The 16,981-nt window shown below is 57.4% G+C and carries 15 protein-coding genes; all 15 read right to left on the bottom strand.

What is annotated here, in order from left to right; all coding sequences use genetic code 11:
- Positions 1 to 7 precede the first annotated feature (7 nt).
- The 15 genes from DCL27_RS04645 to pbpG all read right to left on the bottom strand — a co-directional run bounded on the left by DCL27_RS04645 (position 8) and on the right by pbpG (position 16,572).
- The gene (locus DCL27_RS04645; protein ID WP_005288725.1) at positions 8 to 862 is read right to left on the bottom strand and encodes a tagatose bisphosphate family class II aldolase; all 855 of its coding nucleotides are present in this window, start codon (positions 860 to 862) and stop codon (positions 8 to 10) included.
- Between the two features lie 99 nt (positions 863 to 961).
- Positions 962 to 2,452: a DUF2264 domain-containing protein gene (locus DCL27_RS04640; RefSeq protein ID WP_035600743.1), complete on the bottom strand. Its 1,491-nt coding sequence runs from the start codon at positions 2,450 to 2,452 to the stop codon at positions 962 to 964.
- Positions 2,453 to 2,519: 67 nt separating this feature from the next.
- Positions 2,520 to 4,136 carry a sulfatase family protein gene (locus tag DCL27_RS04635; protein ID WP_005288731.1) on the bottom strand — a complete coding sequence of 539 codons (1,617 nt, stop codon included), beginning with the start codon at positions 4,134 to 4,136 and terminating at the stop codon, positions 2,520 to 2,522.
- A 14-nt stretch (positions 4,137 to 4,150) separates the two neighbouring features.
- The gene (locus DCL27_RS04630; protein ID WP_035594708.1) at positions 4,151 to 5,383 is read right to left on the bottom strand and encodes an anaerobic sulfatase maturase; all 1,233 of its coding nucleotides are present in this window, start codon (positions 5,381 to 5,383) and stop codon (positions 4,151 to 4,153) included.
- Between the two features lie 192 nt (positions 5,384 to 5,575).
- Positions 5,576 to 6,625 (bottom strand): glycoside hydrolase family 88/105 protein, encoded by a 1,050-nt coding sequence (locus DCL27_RS04625; protein WP_005288740.1) that lies wholly within the window; start codon positions 6,623 to 6,625, stop codon positions 5,576 to 5,578.
- Positions 6,626 to 6,762: 137 nt separating this feature from the next.
- Entirely contained in the window at positions 6,763 to 7,917 is a 1,155-nt protein-coding gene (nagA, locus tag DCL27_RS04620) for an N-acetylglucosamine-6-phosphate deacetylase (RefSeq protein ID WP_035600756.1), read from the bottom strand.
- Between the two features lie 4 nt (positions 7,918 to 7,921).
- Complete coding sequence (gene agaF / locus DCL27_RS04615; RefSeq protein ID WP_005288746.1) at positions 7,922 to 8,362, bottom strand: PTS galactosamine/N-acetylgalactosamine transporter subunit IIA; 441 nt, start codon at positions 8,360 to 8,362, stop codon at positions 7,922 to 7,924.
- Positions 8,363 to 8,430: 68 nt separating this feature from the next.
- Complete coding sequence (locus tag DCL27_RS04610) at positions 8,431 to 9,321, bottom strand: PTS system mannose/fructose/sorbose family transporter subunit IID (RefSeq protein WP_005288749.1); 891 nt, start codon at positions 9,319 to 9,321, stop codon at positions 8,431 to 8,433.
- Positions 9,311 to 10,081 carry a PTS N-acetylgalactosamine transporter subunit IIC gene (agaW, locus tag DCL27_RS04605; RefSeq protein ID WP_005288753.1) on the bottom strand — a complete coding sequence of 257 codons (771 nt, stop codon included), beginning with the start codon at positions 10,079 to 10,081 and terminating at the stop codon, positions 9,311 to 9,313. The genes DCL27_RS04610 and agaW overlap by 11 nt, the downstream gene beginning before the upstream one ends.
- A gap of 53 nt (positions 10,082 to 10,134) precedes the next feature.
- Positions 10,135 to 10,632: a PTS N-acetylgalactosamine transporter subunit IIB gene (agaV, locus tag DCL27_RS04600; protein WP_005288756.1), complete on the bottom strand. Its 498-nt coding sequence runs from the start codon at positions 10,630 to 10,632 to the stop codon at positions 10,135 to 10,137.
- The gene (locus DCL27_RS04595) at positions 10,619 to 11,815 is read right to left on the bottom strand and encodes an SIS domain-containing protein (protein WP_005288758.1); all 1,197 of its coding nucleotides are present in this window, start codon (positions 11,813 to 11,815) and stop codon (positions 10,619 to 10,621) included. Before DCL27_RS04595 ends, agaV begins: the two co-directional genes overlap by 14 nt.
- Before the next feature lie 13 nt (positions 11,816 to 11,828).
- Complete coding sequence (gene kbaZ, locus DCL27_RS04590) at positions 11,829 to 13,109, bottom strand: tagatose-bisphosphate aldolase subunit KbaZ (RefSeq protein WP_035600741.1); 1,281 nt, start codon at positions 13,107 to 13,109, stop codon at positions 11,829 to 11,831.
- Positions 13,110 to 13,159: 50 nt separating this feature from the next.
- The gene (gene agaR / locus DCL27_RS04585; protein ID WP_005294363.1) at positions 13,160 to 13,939 is read right to left on the bottom strand and encodes a transcriptional repressor AgaR; all 780 of its coding nucleotides are present in this window, start codon (positions 13,937 to 13,939) and stop codon (positions 13,160 to 13,162) included.
- 675 nt (positions 13,940 to 14,614) lie between these two features.
- Positions 14,615 to 15,520, bottom strand: a complete 906-nt coding sequence (locus DCL27_RS04580) for a DUF808 domain-containing protein (RefSeq protein WP_035600738.1) — start codon at positions 15,518 to 15,520, stop codon at positions 14,615 to 14,617.
- A 122-nt stretch (positions 15,521 to 15,642) separates the two neighbouring features.
- Positions 15,643 to 16,572, bottom strand: a complete 930-nt coding sequence (pbpG, locus tag DCL27_RS04575) for a D-alanyl-D-alanine endopeptidase (RefSeq protein ID WP_005288777.1) — start codon at positions 16,570 to 16,572, stop codon at positions 15,643 to 15,645.
- Positions 16,573 to 16,981 lie beyond the last annotated feature (409 nt).

Raw genomic sequence — 16,981 nt, 5'->3', positions numbered from 1 at the left:
TCTCCTCTTACAGTTGCCCGGCGCTGCCGCAGATACGGATCTTATGCTCGACGACCTGTTGCATCGCCGCCTTACCCGGCTCCATATAATGACGCATGTCGTTGGCGGCCGGATGGCTGGCAAAGTAAGCCTTCACCGCATCGGAGAAGGCGATCTTCAGTTCGGTCGCAACGTTAACCTTGCAGATCCCCAGCGACACGCAGCGCTCCACATCCTGATCGGGAATCCCAGAGGCGCCGTGTAGGACCAACGGTACCTCGGTCTGGCGGCGGATCTGAGCCAAACGATCGAAGTCCAGACGCGGCGCCTCTTTGTACATCCCATGGGCGGTGCCGATGGCAATCGCCAGCGAGTCGATGCCGGTGGCTTGCGCAAACTCAGCCGCCAAGGCCGGATCGGTATAGCTGCCGTGCGCCGCATCGACCACCAGATCATCCTCTTGGCCGACCAGACGCCCCAACTCCGCCTCGACGGTGCAATCCAAGCGGTGGCAATACTCCACCACTTGGCGTGTCAGCGCCACGTTATCGGCAAAGCTATGATGTGAGGCATCGATCATCGCCGACTTGACGCCACTGGCCACCTTGGCACAAATGTCGTCATAGGATTCATGATGATCCAGATGCAGCGCCAGCGGAATACGGTATTCACGCGCCGCCTCACGGCAGATATCAACCAGGTAAGCGACACCGGCATAACTAAAGGTGCCCGGCGTTCCCGCCAGGATCACCGGAGAACCCATTTGCGCCGCCGTCTTGGCGATCACCTGGATGGTCTCCAGGTTATGAATGTTAAACGCCGGTACGGCGTAGCCCCTGGCCTGCGCTTGCAGCAACATATCCCGGGAAGAAACCAAAAACATCGTCACACCTCCGCATCTTCATATGCTTTCATTTAACCATCAAAATAAAACAAAGAAAACATTCAAAAGATAATAAAAGTGTGACTCCGTCCGGCGAAACTAAAAGTAAAGATCCATTTTCGAGCTATAGCAGGTGACGCCTTTACGCAACAGGTTGTTTTTCGGCCGCTCGGCGCGTCCCGTCAGACTCTCCAACAACCACTGCCAAGGACGTTGACGGCTCAAGCGGCGGCTAAGCGGGGTCTGCGTCTGGGTATAATCATGGCGAAACAGCACCACACTTTCGCCCGTCTCACGGCACCCGAACAGTTGCATCCCCGTCTCCTCGATACGTAGGGAGAAATCGTGCTGCTCGATCGGCAACGGTTGCTCCTGCGCCTGCCACAATCCATTCTGGGGCGCGCTGTACAAGGCAATATTCAAGGCGCGCAGCGACCAGAAGCTACTGGCCGGTCCACTGTAGTTGTCCACCAGGCGCGCATCATCGGCAAATAGCCCCTGAGTCGGCGCACCGGCACGCATCGCACCATTGGCGATGAAGTAACGTAGCGTCACCGCCAATGCGCGCTTGGCCAGGCCAAGGGTGGCGGGGGATGGCGCCTGACTGGCCTCAGCCAGGAGTGGCGCGGCGGCGGCCAGCCGATAACAGGCGCTACGTCCGAAGAAGGCGATGCCTTGCGGGGTCAGCAGATGGCGATAACCCGCGTTAAACTGCTGCAATGTCTGCTGAATAAAGGCCTGATCGAATTGCGGATCGATCTGATTTAGCCAATACAGGGAGTAATGGAAACCCCAGGCGTTGTAATAGTCATAGTTACCGCGTGCACCATCACGGAACCAGCCTTCGCCGACATGGAATTCCTTAATACGTTGGTATTTTTGCTGATCGACCTCCCCCTCACCGCGCAGATCGCGTAATACCATCTCGACCGTTAACCCGAACAGATGCCAGTTATTATCGACGGTTTGGCGTGCCGGTACCTGCGCGAACCAAGCCAGGACTTGTTCACGCTGGCGAGCATCGTAACGCGCCCACACCCAGCGCTTACTCAGCCAGAGTGCCAACGCCAGATCGGCACTCTCACAGATGCGCTGGTCGTAATCGTGTAACGTCCCCCAATAGCCGGGGTGGGCCGGGTCGGTACCGGCCAGAAACGCCCGACTCAACAGATCGGCGATATCCCAACGTTGACCATTCAATCCGCTCAGCACACTGCCCCGCGCCTGGCTGACTGCACCATGCAACCAGGCCGCCAGCGTCGGCAGTACCCGACTGCATCCCTCCATCGCATCGGTGCGTGCATTCTGTTGGCTGGGGCGCCCTGGGTAGTAGGCGTGGCTGTAGTCCCACACCGCATAATGATCGAAGGCCTCGGCGACGTAGCGCACCAGCATGTCACACTGCTGTTCCAGCGGCTGGCTATCATCGGCGAAACAGGCGCGCAGCGCGGCATCGTTACGCGTATAGGCACGCTTACGCCAGCGCAGCCGGACCAAGCGTTCACGCAACAGACGCAGATACATCTGCGCATCGGGATGTTCATAAGGGATGATCGGACGCGGCGCGCCGTCGATTTTCTTTTGCGCCATTTCGGTTCCTTCGCTGAAAAAAAGTCAAAAAAAGGGCAGCGCACACCACGCTGCCCCGATACAAAACTTAACTGCGGGCCGACTGCTCCAAGATATGGTAGCGATCCTGGCCCCAGGCGACCGGCTTCGGCTTGGTCTTGATCCACTCATGGTAGGCGGCCTTCATCTCGGCCACGCGCTGTGGATACTTAGCCGACAGATCCTGGGATTCCGCCGGGTCGAGGCGATCGTTGAACAACTGGACCTTATCGCTACCGTCGTCATAGAAGTAGAGCGTCCACTCCCCGTCGCGTACCGCCCAAGATGAGGGCGAGAGCTTCTCCAGGTTCGGGTTCTTCGGCGGCTGCGGGGCCTCATAGCTGATCCACTTCCAGTAGTCGAACCAGAACGGCTGGTTCTCTTCGCTGTAATGCTTGGCGCCCGGTCCGGCCCAGTACAGATAGCGGTGCGGTGAGGTCTGCGCCTTGCCGCTCAGCTGCGGCATGATGTCGCGCCCATCCACCTTCATGCTAGCGGGAATGGTGATCCCGGCGGCCTTCAGCGCGGTCGGCAGAATGTCGATGGCGCTGACCATCACGTTGCTCTGTGTCCCGGCCGGGATATGTTTCGGCCAGTAGGCGACGAAGGGAACATGCACCCCACCGTTAAACATCTGCCCCTTGAAACCCCGATCCATCCCGTTGAGCGGCATCGGCGACTCATGCACCGCTCCATTATCGGAGATAAAGAAAATCAGCGTATTATCCAACTCACCCAAGGCCTTCAGACGGGCGATGATCTCACCGATACCTTCATCTGCAGCATTAATGGCGGCGAAATATTTATCCGCCTCGACGTTACCGGTCTGGAACTTGTCCATATAGCGCGCCGGTGAGGCCTGCTCTAGCGGGATATGCGGAACGCTGTAGGCCAAGCTGATAAAGAAGGGTTTGCCCTTATTCTCATCGAGGAACTTCAGGGTTTCGTTGGTCAGGTTATGCGTCAGGTAGCCCGGCGCGGCAATATTCTTACCGTTTTGCCAGATGGCCGGTGAGTTCCACAGCGCCGCCCCGGACGCGTAATAGCTGTAGGAGTAGTCGAAACCACGCTCTTCCGGCCCGTAGCCCGGCGCGCTGATGGAGATCATGTTGTCGTGATAGTCACGGGTCTGATCGGCCTTATCGACATAGTTTTTCTTTTCGATACGCGCGTTGTGCCACTTGCCGATATTGGCGGTGGCGTAGCCGTTCTCTTGGAACAACGCCGGTAGCAATTTGATATCCAATGGCACGCCGAGCAGTGCATCATCGTTGCTGTAGGTGCCGAAGCTGGCCGGATAACGGCCGGTAAAGATGCCAGCACGCGACGGTCCACACACCGGATGGGCGACGAAGGCGTTAGTCATCTTCACCCCTTGGTTCGCCAGTTGCGCCACATTCGGCATCGCTCGGCGCGCCGCATCGATCATCTTATCCAGGTCGCCCTGATAACGGGCGGCGACGGGGCGCTGCGCTAACGCCTTGGGATCTAACGCCTCTAACGCAAAATCAAGTTGCCCCGTCCCGAGGTCATCCATGATCACCAACAGGACATTGGGGCGGCTATTGTCCGCCGTCGGGGCGGCCTGAGCTGTCGCGGCGCCGCACAGGCAGGCAGCGGCGACGAGCCCTGCCAACTGCTTCTTCTTGCTACTGAAAAACGTCATTGCCAACTCCGTTATTATGCATGCTTAAGTAAAGGCATCACATCCGCCGCCACACCGCCGCGTCGGATCACCGCCTGCATCATCTGCATCGCCTGGGCGGTATGAGTAAAAAAGTGCAAGTAGGAGGGGCACAGATAGTTGTGCCGCTGACGCTCATCGGGCAAGCCAATGAGGCGATGTTTCGGGCAGCCGCCATGGCAGAGAGGACGCACCGGACACTGTTGGCAGCGCGTCGTCAACTTATCCTGCTTAGCCTGGCCGAAACGCTGCTGACGCGCCGACGTCGCCAGCTTTAGCAACGACGTATCGGCGATATTGCCCAAGCGGTTGGCGGGATAGACGAAATGGTCGCAGCTGTAAATATCGCCGCTGGCCTCGATGATCAATGCCTGTCCGCAGGTCGCCGCCTGTACACAGGTCGAGGCGGGATAGCCCATCCATACCCCAAGCAGACTGTCGAACTCCCGCACGTAATAACGCCCCACATCCTGCGTAACCCAGGCGTCGAAGACGTCACTCATAAATTGACCGTAACCGTGCGCCGGTACGCTGAAGGGCGCCATCGTCGGTGAGGCGGGCGGCGAATAGTGACGCCCCTGGCCGCAGCCGATGGACGCATCGACCTCCACCAGCGGAATAAACTGCATGAACGTCGACCCCAGCGCCTTGAGCGCTTCATAGGTCTGACGCCCTTTATCCCAGTTCTGATCATTCACCACCGTCAGGGTATTGAACTCCACCTGATGATGACGCAAGGTTTCGATGGCACGACAGACACGATCGAAGGTGGGTTGCCCCTGTGCGGCGATACGGTAGCGGTTATGCACCGCGGCTAATCCATCCACCGAGACGCCGATCAGAAACTGCTGCTCGGCGAAGAAATCGGCCCACTGGCTATTGATGGCGATACCGTTAGTCTGGAAGCTGTTGGTGATAGTCTTGCCGTCGGCATACTTCTTCTGGTACTCCACCGCCTTCTGATAAAACGGCAATCCCGCGAGCATCGGTTCGCCACCCTGCCAGGCGAAGTCGACCTGTTCGCCCGCATGCGACTGAATATAGTCGCGCACATAGCGGCGCAGCGTGGCATCGCTCATCGTCTCCGCCGCGCGCGCGCCCGCCTGTTGCGGCACCACCTCCTCCTTCTCCAGGTAGAAGCAGTAACTACAGCGCAAGTTACAACGATAACTCGCCGGCTTGGCCATCATATGAAAATGAGCTTGCGGCGCAGAGGGAGAACGCGACATGAGAAACACCCCAATTTAAAACGATGTTTCTTATTTTACGAAAGAGAAAGCAAAGATACGCTGCGTAAAATCACAGTATCGAAAAAAATCGAAAGTGAAAAGATCCGGAATAGTGTCTAGCGTACACCTGTAACGAAAGTTGGCGAAAGAACGCCCGACCAAAGCCGGGCGTCATGTGTCATCCTGGGTCGATCAGGCGTACAGATCCAACATCGCACACCCCGCCAGCAGATAGGCACCGGCACCGTAATCGATGTTGTGCTGCGCCTGCACATCGCGCGGGTTGAAGGCGGGCAACTGCACCCAGCCCAGCATGCCATTAGGCTGGATACAGCCATGTAATGCCGCCCAGGCACGCTCGACGATCGGCTGGTAGCGCTCACGTGCCAGCAACCCCTGCGCGATGCCCCAGGCTAAGCCATAGCAGAACAACGCCGTGGCGCTGCTCTCCGCCGCCGGGAAGCGCTCGGGATCACGCATACTGGTGCGCCACATGCCATCGGCCTGCTGGTAGTCACTGATCGTCTCCGCCAGATCGCCGAACAACGCCAGATAGCGCGCACGACTCGGATGATCCGCCGGCAGGTGTGCCAAGATGCGCGGTACCGCCGCCAACACCCAACCGTTACCTCGGCTCCAGAATACTTTCTCACCATTTTCTTCCCGCAACTCACCGCCCTGCCCGTCGGGAATGTAGCGGTAATCGCGATAGAATAGGCCACTCTCAGGATCGTACAGATGGTCGACCGCATCCCAGAAGGCGACATCCATATAGTCGACGTAGCGGCTATCGCCAGTGCGCGCACTCAGCGCGGCGAAGGCCGGCGGTGCCATGAACAGCGCGTCACACCACCACCAATCTTCACGACCGGGACGCGGCTCATCCACCATCTGACCCAGCGCCTTGATGGTCGGCTCCAGAGCCTCCGGCTGCTCGACCTGGGAATAGACATCCAAATAGGCCTGGCAGCACACCATGTCGTCGGCGAAGCGGGCATTAGGGCCGGTACGGAAACCGGTGTGCAGCGTGTAGTTCATCACTCCATCGAGATAGCACTGATCGCCGGTCGCCTGCCAGGCGGCGGCGACGCAGGACCAAAATACGCCGCGCTCCCAATCGGTATCCTTAATGAAACGCGTCTTGCCGCTGCGGCGTACCACACTGCGTGTCTGGTTGGCCGCCTGATAGCGGTACACCCGCAACATGTCAGCCAGGATCTCTTCACGTGTTATCGCATTCATTGCATTATCCTCACTGGGCCCGCGCGCCAGCAACTGGCGACTCCCCTGCGGGCCTCCGATTAGTGGTGGCCATGCCGGGCATGACCCTCCCTGGTTATCATGTATCGAACCGGTACTCAGGCCCGGCTCATCACGCGTCAGGCCGAACGCCGGTAGGCGCACTCACCGTTGATATAGGTCTCGACAACCGTCATCGCCTCATCGACCACGGTAAAGTTTGCCAGTGCACCGGCGCGGATCTCACCCAAACGCTCCGTCAGACCGAGGTAGGCGGCCGGTACCGCCGAAGCCATCTGCACGGCTTCCCACGCCGGAACGCCCGCCAGATTGATCATGTTGCGTACCGCCTGATCCAGGCTACAGGTACTGCCCGCCAACGATCCATCGTCGGTGCGCGCCTCGCCGTTACGCACGGTGATCTCCTGAGCACCGAGTCGATAACGCCCCTCACCCAGTCCACCGGCACGCATACAGTCGGTGATCAGGGCGATGTGATGATAGCCCTTGCTACGATAAGCCAAGTTGAGCATCACCGGATGAACGTGGATCCCATCGGCGATCAACTCCGCCAGCATATCCAGATACAGCACCGCCCCACAGCAACCCGGCTCACGATGATGCAACCCAGACATGCCGTTATACAGATGAACGCCGCAATCGGCGCCCAAGGCATGGGCGCGCTGAACCTGAGAAAAACTGGCCGCGGTATGGGCAACGCCCACCTTGACGCCGCGCGCGCGCCACCAGGCGATGGCTTGCAGAGCCGTCTCCGATTCGGGCGCCAGCGCGGCACGTAGCAGGGTGCCATCACTGGCCTGCCACAACGCCTCTAGCGCATCGGCATCCGGTTCACACAGGAAGGTCTCGGGATGAGACCCCCGATAAGGTGCGGTAAAATGTGGCCCCTCAAGGAAGCTACCCAATAAGCGGGCACCCTGCCGTTGCCCGGCGGCGATAAACGCCCCGACCTGTTGCAGCGCCTGGCAGACATCCTGCTGTGGCGCACTGACGGTGGTACCCACCCACGCCACCACCCCACACTGCGGTAAGGCATCGGCGATGGTTTGTAGTGCCTGCGGTGTCGCATCCATCACATTGGCGCCGGCACGACCATGAATATGAATGTCGATCAATCCCGGCCATAGCGTATGACCGGCCAAGCGCACCACCTGGACGCCCGAGGGGATCGACGACCCGACAGCGGTGATGATGCCATCCTCGACCACTACGGCGACATCGCGCTCTATGCCGTGCGGGGTAAAGACCCGGTCGGCCAGATAGGCAATCGGCATCATCTTACAGTCCGTCGCTCGCTTCGCATTCGACGGGGGCCATCGCGGCTTCCAGCGTCTGACGCATATTCTGTACGCTGCTGGCGCCGATCTCTTGCAGGATCGCCACCAACTCCGCCAGCGTGGCACCATCGCGCTCGAAGGCGGCGTTGGCGATCATCGGCAGGTTGACCCCGGCTAACACCTCAACGCCGTCACGGCTCATCAGCACATTCAGCGCACGATTACAGGGCGATCCCCCCGGCAGGTCGGTCAGGAACAGGACACCTTCGCCCCCATCCACCTCATCGGCGGCCTGGCGCAAGGCGGCCTCCAGATCGTCGGTAGACATGGACTCAACAAAATCGATAAAACGCATCTGCGGCTGTTCGCCGGCGATGGCCCGTACGGCAGAAGCCATGCCGCTAGCGAAGTGGATGTGACCGGAAATGACAAGACCAATCATGGAATAACCCTTACAACTGACTCATTGGTAAACTCCCCGCCCATCGATGATGGCGCGGGGAGCGACGATTACAGAATACCCATCAGGTGGCCGACGACGCCGGCCGCCAAGGTCGAGAAGATCAGCACCGGAGGCTTAGCCCAGAAGCCGGTTCCCTTCACCATGCGGAACATAAAGAAGACCAACAGCAACGGCAGCATGTTTGGCATGATCTTGTCGAACAAGGCGCTCTGGAGATCCACCGTCTTGCCGCCCAACTCTATCGATGCCGTGGTACTGAAGCGGATAAAGGTGGCGCACAACGCCCCGATGACGAAGATACCCATGATGTTGGCGGCGCGCGCCAACTTCTCGGTGGCATCGCTCATGCTCACCATCGCCGCCGTACCGGCGCGATAGCCCATGAACATCAGGCCGAAGTAGACCAGGAAGTGGACGATCTGATACAGGATAAAGAACACGAACGGACCCGCGATGGAGCCATCGATGGCGATGGAGGCCCCCAGCGCCAGCGTCAACGGCATCAACGTCATATGGTCGATGGCATCACCGATCCCGCCGGTCGGGCCCATGCCCGCTACCTTCATCACGTTGATGGTAGACGGCTTCTCCTTGTTCTCTTCCATCGCGATGGCGGTGCCCAGCAGGAAGGTGAACAGTTTCGGACTGGCGTTAAAGAATTGCAGATGGTTCTTCAGCGACTTAGCCAGATCTGCGCGGTTATTACCGTGGATCTTCTTCAGGGCCGGGATCATCGAGTAGGCAAAGCCACCGCCCTGCATACGTTCGAAGTTGAAGTTACCTTCCATGAACAACCCGCGGAACGCGCACTTCCACAGATCCTTCTTGGTGATCACCTTGCGGACTTCACCATCCTGATAAGCATCCACGTTGTCCACCAGGCTGGCGGCCTTACGTGTTTCTTCCTGCGCCGGAGAGATAATGACTTCAGATGCCATCTTCGAATTCCTCTTTAACCTGCTGCTGTGAATTGGACTTATTACCGCTGAAGAAGTAGTACAACACGGCGATAGACGCGCCGAGGATAGCCACGGCCATGATCGGCAGCTTGAGGTAGGTGGTCATCACGAAGCCGATAAAGAACACCCCAGCCATCTCCTTGGACCACATGATTTTCAGCAACATGGCGAAGCCGATTGCCGGAACCATCTTGGCACCGATACCCAGGCCTTCCAGAAGCGCTTTCGGTGTGTTTTTGTCGATCCAATCGGCGGCATGCTCACCGAAGTAGACGGTGGCGAAAGCGATCACAAAGTAGAGCATCGAACGCGTGACGATAGTGCCGATCAACAAGCGCGATATCCCGCCGGCATCCGCCTGCTCCGCATACTCGTCTGCTTTCCCCATGGTGAACGCCGTCAGCGCGAAGAAACCGATGACGATCATCTGCATCAGTACGGCGATCGGCATGCCGACCCCCATCGCCACTTCCGGTGACTGGCCAGTCATCACGGCAAATGCCACGGCGGCGATGGTGCCCATGGTGACATCCGGCGGCTGCGCCCCGGCGTTCGGCACCAGACCCAGCCAAGCCAGCTCCAGCGTCGCGCCGGCGATCAGACCGATTTCCATATTCCCCATAATTAATCCGACCACCGGGCCGGTAATTAGTGGGCGGTGAATATTTAATGCCACATCGTATTTATCGATGCCGCATAAGAATGCCCAAATGGCAACGAGTGTCGCTTCAAAGACCATAAATATATTCCTCTACCGCAGAGTTACAATGGGGGGACCAGCCCCCCATTGAATTAGGCGCTTTTAGCCAGAGTCAGAATATCAACCGGAGATTGGTCAGGTGTATTTTGTACGGTACAGCTAACACCTAAATCAATCATGCGACGGAAAGCATCCAGATCCTTATCGTCTACCGATACGGTCTTCGCGATCTGGCGTTTACCTTCATGGAAATGCATATTGCCAATATTGCAATGTTTAATCGGCACACCGCCTTCGACTAAACGCGCGACATCGCTTGGATTATTGCACAGAATAAAAATCTTCTGGCGTGCAGCGGCTTTGTGAATCACATCGATGGTTTTCTGAATCGTGAAGAAGCGTACATCATATTCGCCGCCTGCAGAGGCCTTCATTCCTGCTTGCATGAATGCCGCGCTATCGCCTTCAGCCGCTTCGTCGTTAGCAACCAGAATCAGATTGGCCTCAGTATGTTTACCCCAGGTAATTCGGATTTGCCCGTGCAGTAAACGCTCATCGATACGAGTCCAGACAATATTAGGCTGATTCATATATTTTCCCTTCGAGTGATTTTTCAAAACCGTAAATAGTGACACCTTGTACAACCCGATTAATTTCCCCGCTAGGTGATGGGTTGTCCGGTGAATTGCCAACGGCGATTGAATTATGGAATGCAAATGCTTGCGCCAACATCAAATAAGCAAACAACAGTCCAATGTCATCGCTTTGTGCTACGCCTGGCACGATAATATGCCGGCCGGCAGTGACAGCGTGTTCTGTATAAGCAGAGACGGCAATAATTTCACTGGCAACATTATCGCTGCGTAGCTCTTGCAACAGATCGAGATCATACTTACGCGTATAAGGATCGTTGGAAATAAAAACAAAGATTAATGTTTCGCTGTTAACTATTGCCTTCGGTCCATGACGGAATCCCAATGGGGAATCGTACATGGCAGCGATTCTGCCTGAAGTTAACTCCAGCACTTTCAGTGCCGACTCCTGAGCCAATCCCTGTAATCCTCCGCTTCCCAGGTAGATAACTCGCTGATACTGCCCAGCCCGGATATTATCCACGAATTGCTGGTTTATTTGTTTGAACCAATCCGCACTTTTTTTACAAAATTCTTCGATATCTTTCGAATATTTATCAAGACCGGCAAAAATCGTAACTGCCGCCATCATCATCGAGGAGAAGCTGGAGGTCATCGCCAACGACTGATCGTTGGTCTCCGCCGGCGTCAACACCGCCAAGGCATGCTGGCTATCCTGACAGAAACGGTAGAGATGGCCCTCGGCGTTACAGGTCAGCACCAAGTGATAGCACTGGCTGAGACATTCGGAAGCGACTTGCAACGCCGCCACGCTTTCCGGGCTATTACCCGAACGGGCGAACGACACCAACAGCGTCGGAACATCTTCGCTCAGGTACTGTTGCGGGCAGGAGACCAGATCGGTGGTCGCGATCGCCTCCATGCGACGCGGTACATAACGTGACAGCAGCGGCACCAACGCGCGTCCGGCGAAGGCGGAGGTACCCGCGCCGGTGAAAATCACCCGCGCATTCTCGGCAGCCAGTGCGTGACGTAAGAAGCTGCTGATTTGTTCGTGCATGTCACTGACAATCTGTTGGGTCTTCGCCCAACAAGCCGGCTGTTGTTCAATCTCTTTCGCTGTCCATGTCGCGCCGAGACGCTGTAGGGCGTCCAGGTCATATCCCATATACTGTTGCATAGTCACGTCCTAATTAGTTGCGCAGGCAGGCCTGCGCGTAGCCGGATAAAATGTGTTTAACGTGCGCCTTAACCAACGCCTCGGGTTGCAGTGTCAGCTGACCTTCGCGCACGGCGGTGAATTCACGCGGCAGATACTGGCTGAGCAGCGGGTACGGAATCGGTGCCAGGGTCAGGTTGTCGAACAGCTTCTGCTGCGCTTCCTGGACCGCGGGTGTCGGCCAGTAGTAGCGGATGCGATCGCTAAAGCTGTAACGACGGGCAAAACGGACCTGCTCTTCGCTACCGCTGTAATATTTCTGCCAGTTCTGCGGCGCCTCCAGCATGGCTTTCTCAATGGCCTGGCGTAGACCGGAGCACTGTTCCGGCGCATACATCTCTTCTTCGATATGGCACAGGTTAAACAGCGCCTCTCGCAGGGCGAAGGTCAGGGCCGGGCCGACCTTGAGAATGGCGAAATGGTTGTCCACCAACTCACGATAGGCGCGATCGGTCTGATAATCGGTCGAGTGCGCCTCGAACACCTGGTGTGGGTAATCCTCCAGGACTTGGCTAAGCGCCTGCGCCTGCTGCGGACGGAAGTCGATCACCCCGGTATGGTCAAACTCGACGCCCGGCTGTACCACCAGGCCGATCACTCGCTCCCAGCAGTCGGCGACGCCGGCCCGCGCAAAGGCTTCACGGTGACATTCGATGGTCTGACGCGCCGCCTGCGGTAAGGTCACCTCCAGCGTGTCGATATGCTCCTTAGCGCCGCCCGGCACCGGGACTTCGGTACCGATCACATACACCAGCTGACTGCGACCGAAGTGATCGCGTGCGCTGCGTTCGGCGACGGCCGCCAGACGGGCGGCACGCTCGGCGACGATGGCATCGCTCAACGGCACCGGATCATCGGCGCAAGACATGCTGCAATCGAGGTGGATTTTTTGGAAACCGGCGGCCACATAGGCGGCGATCAGGGTATCGGCATGCGCCATCGCCTCGGCGGCGGGCAGATGCTGCCAACGGTTGGGACCGAGATGGTCACCACCGAGGATCAGACGAGCGAGTGGGAATTGCAGCAGATCGGCCTGACGGCACACATAATCGCGGAAATCGGCCGGGGTCATCCCGGTATAACCGCCAAATTGATCCACCTGGTTGGAGGTGGCTTCGATCAGCAGGAGAGAATCATCCTGCAGTGCCTGCTCCATCGCGGCTTCGATAACCAACGGATGAGCGGAACAGACTGAATAGATACCGACCGGCTCACCGGCCTTGTGACGCTGAACGAGTTGCGCTAACAGATGCATCAAAATAACTCCACAATAAACACGGACCGGTTTACCGTGGAGTCAGCGCGTCACTTCTCTTTTTCAGCGATAATCACTTCGACGTGGGCTTCCCGCAGACGCTCGACATATTCATCGGGCACCCCGGAATCCGTCACCAGGATATCGATATCCGTAAAATCCCGAATCATGTGGTAGCCGCGCTTGCCGAACTTGGTCGAGTCGGCAACGGCGATCACCTGATCGGAGATCTCGCACATCAAGCGGTTAAGACTCGCTTCCTGCTCATTGTGCGTAGTGATACCCGCTCGCAGATCGAATCCATCCACCCCGAGAAAAACCTTGTCGAAACAGAAGTTTTTCAAGCAGGCTTCGGCCTGCGAACCTGAAAAAGACATTGCGCTCTTACGTAACACCCCACCGGTACACACCACTTCGATACCCGGTGAGGAGACGAGCTCCACGGCGACATCCAGACCGTTAGTCATGACCACCACGTTTTCGAGGCCCCGTAGGTGCCCTGCGATCTCACGGGTCGTCGTACCAGAATCCAGAATCACCGCGTCACCGCTGTGAATCAGCTTGGCCGCCGCCAGACCGATCTGGGATTTCACACCGCTATTACGGTGGCGCTTCTCGTGGACACTCAGTTCGGCAATCACCCCGGTATTCGGGATGGCCGCACCATGCGAACGCACGATATAGCCGTTCTCCTCCAGAAAGGTCAGGTCACTGCGGATGGTGACGCTTGAGACGTTAAATCTTGCGGCTAACTCCTCGACGCGGGCTTTCCCTTGGGAGGTCACCACGTTGAAGATTTCCATACGCCTTTCGATTGCTGCCGCTTTCACTTTTGTCCCCTTACGAAACCGGTTGAAGCGGGCTTCAACTGGCCTCGACCTAAGATTAATAACATTACGATTGCTTTCAACATAAACAACCGAAAAACATGATTGCTTTCACAAACTTTCGAATAACTACCATCAACTTTCAAAGCTAGCCTAGCAACAACCTAACTGGGACGTCACCCGCGTGGTGACAGGCGCGGTCTATCCGCTTGCAGGAGAGCGCCATCGATAGCAGCGACAATCAGCACATATCACCGCTCTCCGCCATCAGGCTGTACACGCTACATAGTAGCAAACGAAAGCAACATTCTTCGTTAACTTACGCAAAAAATGAAATAAAAAACAAATAAAAGCGGATGAGAGAAAAACGCGGCACTTCCCGTTGGAAACGGCATAAAGGTACGACAAGGCTTGTGCTTAAACACGCTTCCCCCCTCAACAACGCTTTGGCAGCTATTTATCCAAATATTACCCGGGGAAAGCAAGCGTTAAATCCATTACCCCACCTCTGTTTTCACACATCTCTCGCTAGGATATGGACGAAAACGCTAATACCTTTCCAGCACCTACGCAAGGATACGAAAATAAAACAAGGAGATATTAAGCATACCAACGAAAAGAGAAACGCAAAGAGGAGAGAGGAGAGCGGCGGCGGCAGACTGCTACCGCCGTCCTCCGTCAACGACGCAGGAGACGCTGCCCGCCAAGGAGCAACCCCACAATCAATACCCCCAACAGCAGGCCAAACACCATCGCCAGCAACGAGGGAGCGATGCCGCCGAATAGCGCCCCCAAGGTCGGTAATGCCCCCACCGACTGGCTCAAGGCGAGGATGCCATGATGAACCCAAGGCAAGCCATGCACCACGATGCCCCCGCCCACCATGAACATGGCGATCGTCCCCGCTACCGACAGTAGACGCATCAACCAGGGCGCCGCCCGCAAGATCCCTCGCCCCACACCACGCGCCAGACGCCCTCGGCGCGCGCAAAGCCACAAGCCGGCATCATCCAGTTTCACGATCAACGCAACCAGGCCGTAAACCCCGAGGGTCATCACCAAGGCAATGCCGCATAACACCAACACTTGTTGCATGAAAGGCGCGCTCGCCACCGTCCCCAGGGTAATGGCAACGATCTCGGCGGAGAGGATAAAGTCGGTGCGGATCGCGCCCTTCACCTTACTCCGCTCATAGGCGACGCTATCTCCCTCTGGCAGCGCCGGCTCCTCCGCCGCGTCGAGTTCCCGCGGTAAACACTTATGCACCAGCTTCTCCGCACCCTCGTAGCACAAGAAGGCGCCGCCCAACATCAGCAACGGTGTAATCAGCCAGGGTGCCACGGCACTGATCAACAGGGCCAAGGGCACCAAAATCGCCTTATTTAGCAAGGAGCCGCGCGCCACTGCCCACACGACCGGCAGTTCGCGATCGGCATTCACGCCACTCACCTGTTGCGCGTTAAGCGCCAGATCGTCGCCTAACACGCCGGCGGTCTTGCGCGCCGCGACCTTACTCATCAAGGCCACATCGTCGAGTAACGAGGCAATATCATCGATCAGGGTTAATAGACTACTACCGGCCACCCTCTACCTCCTTCTTGCGGGGATCGCGCTCTGTATCATAAGACGCGACGATCAAAAAGTCGTGCGCCCTCAGGCGCACGTGGAAAACGCTAGCACATCACCCCATTATGGGGCGATACGCCTTAATTTTCGGCCAGACGCTGGCCCAGATTCTTCTGCTGTTTGTAGCTTAGCGCCGCCGCCGGTACCGGCGACGCCTTGCCCGTCAGCATCCATTCGCGCAGACGGTTAGCATCGGCGAAATGGGTATACTTACCGAAGGCATCCAACACCACCAGCGCCACCGGACGCCCGCCGATCACCGTACGCATCGCCAGGCAGTGCCCCGCCTGATTAGTAAAACCGGTTTTGGTCAGCGCGATGTCCCACTTGTCATTGCGTAACAGATGGTTGGTGTTGTTAAAGGTCTCCGTATAGGTCGGATGACGGAAGGTCACGCTCTGGGTCTCCGTCGTACTCAGCTCACTGATCAACGGATAGCGCTTCGTCGCCTGTAGCAACTTGACCAAATCACGGGCACTCGACACGTTCAGCGGCGAGAGGCCGGTCGGTTCGACGTAGTGGGTACGCGTCATGCCCAATGCCCGTGCCTTAGCATTCATGGCGCGAATGAAGGCATCGTAGCCGCCGGGATAATGATGCGCCAACGTCGCGGCGGCGCGGTTTTCCGACGACATCAACGCCAATAGCAACATCTCACGACGCGTCTGCTCACTGCCGACCCGCACCCGCGAGAAGACCCCCTTTAGCTCCTTGGTATGACGGATATCGACCGCGATCACCTCGTTGAGATCAGGATGGGCATCCAACGCTACCATCGCCGTCATCAACTTGGTAATCGAGGCGATCGGCACCTGCACATCGGGATGGCTGGCGTAGATCACCTGATGCGTATTCAAATCCATCACCATGGCGCTGCCCGACGCCAGCGCCAACGGCGCACGCTGTTGCGCGGAGGGCGTGTTGTCACTGGCCTGCGCCGTCGGCAAGGCGGTCAGACTGCCACCCAGGATCAGTAGACTTAATAGGGAATAACGGAGTGTAACAACCATGTTTCTTCATTAATCTCGCTAGGGAATGGCCCGGTATGCGCCGGGAAGCCCGCCGTACGGGTGACCAACAGTGTCCCACCCGGCGGGAATTGTGAGCCGAAAAGGCATGTCCATCATGGCATTAGCGGCTACCGTGCTCTGCACACGCGCCGATACAGTATAGACGCTGGCGGCGCGCTGGGCGCGGCGGCACACAGCCTAATCGCTCGCTGGAAAGGCGGCAAAAATAAAAATGTTTCCGTATGTGAATGGCGCGGCGTACCACAGACATTCAAAATTATCGCCGCCGTACAGGGGAAAAAACACACGAACAGATGGCATTGACTATAGTTGTTTTATCAGTGAGATAAACGGCAAAACGGCCACGGTCGCCGCACCGCCGCTCGGGAATGAAACGACAAGATGAGGG

The sequence above is a fragment of the Edwardsiella tarda ATCC 15947 = NBRC 105688 genome (assembly GCF_003113495.2).
GTDB lineage: Bacteria > Pseudomonadota > Gammaproteobacteria > Enterobacterales > Enterobacteriaceae > Edwardsiella > Edwardsiella tarda.
The sequence above is the reverse complement of the archived record's forward strand: the minus strand, read 5'-3'. Positions and strand labels throughout refer to the sequence as shown.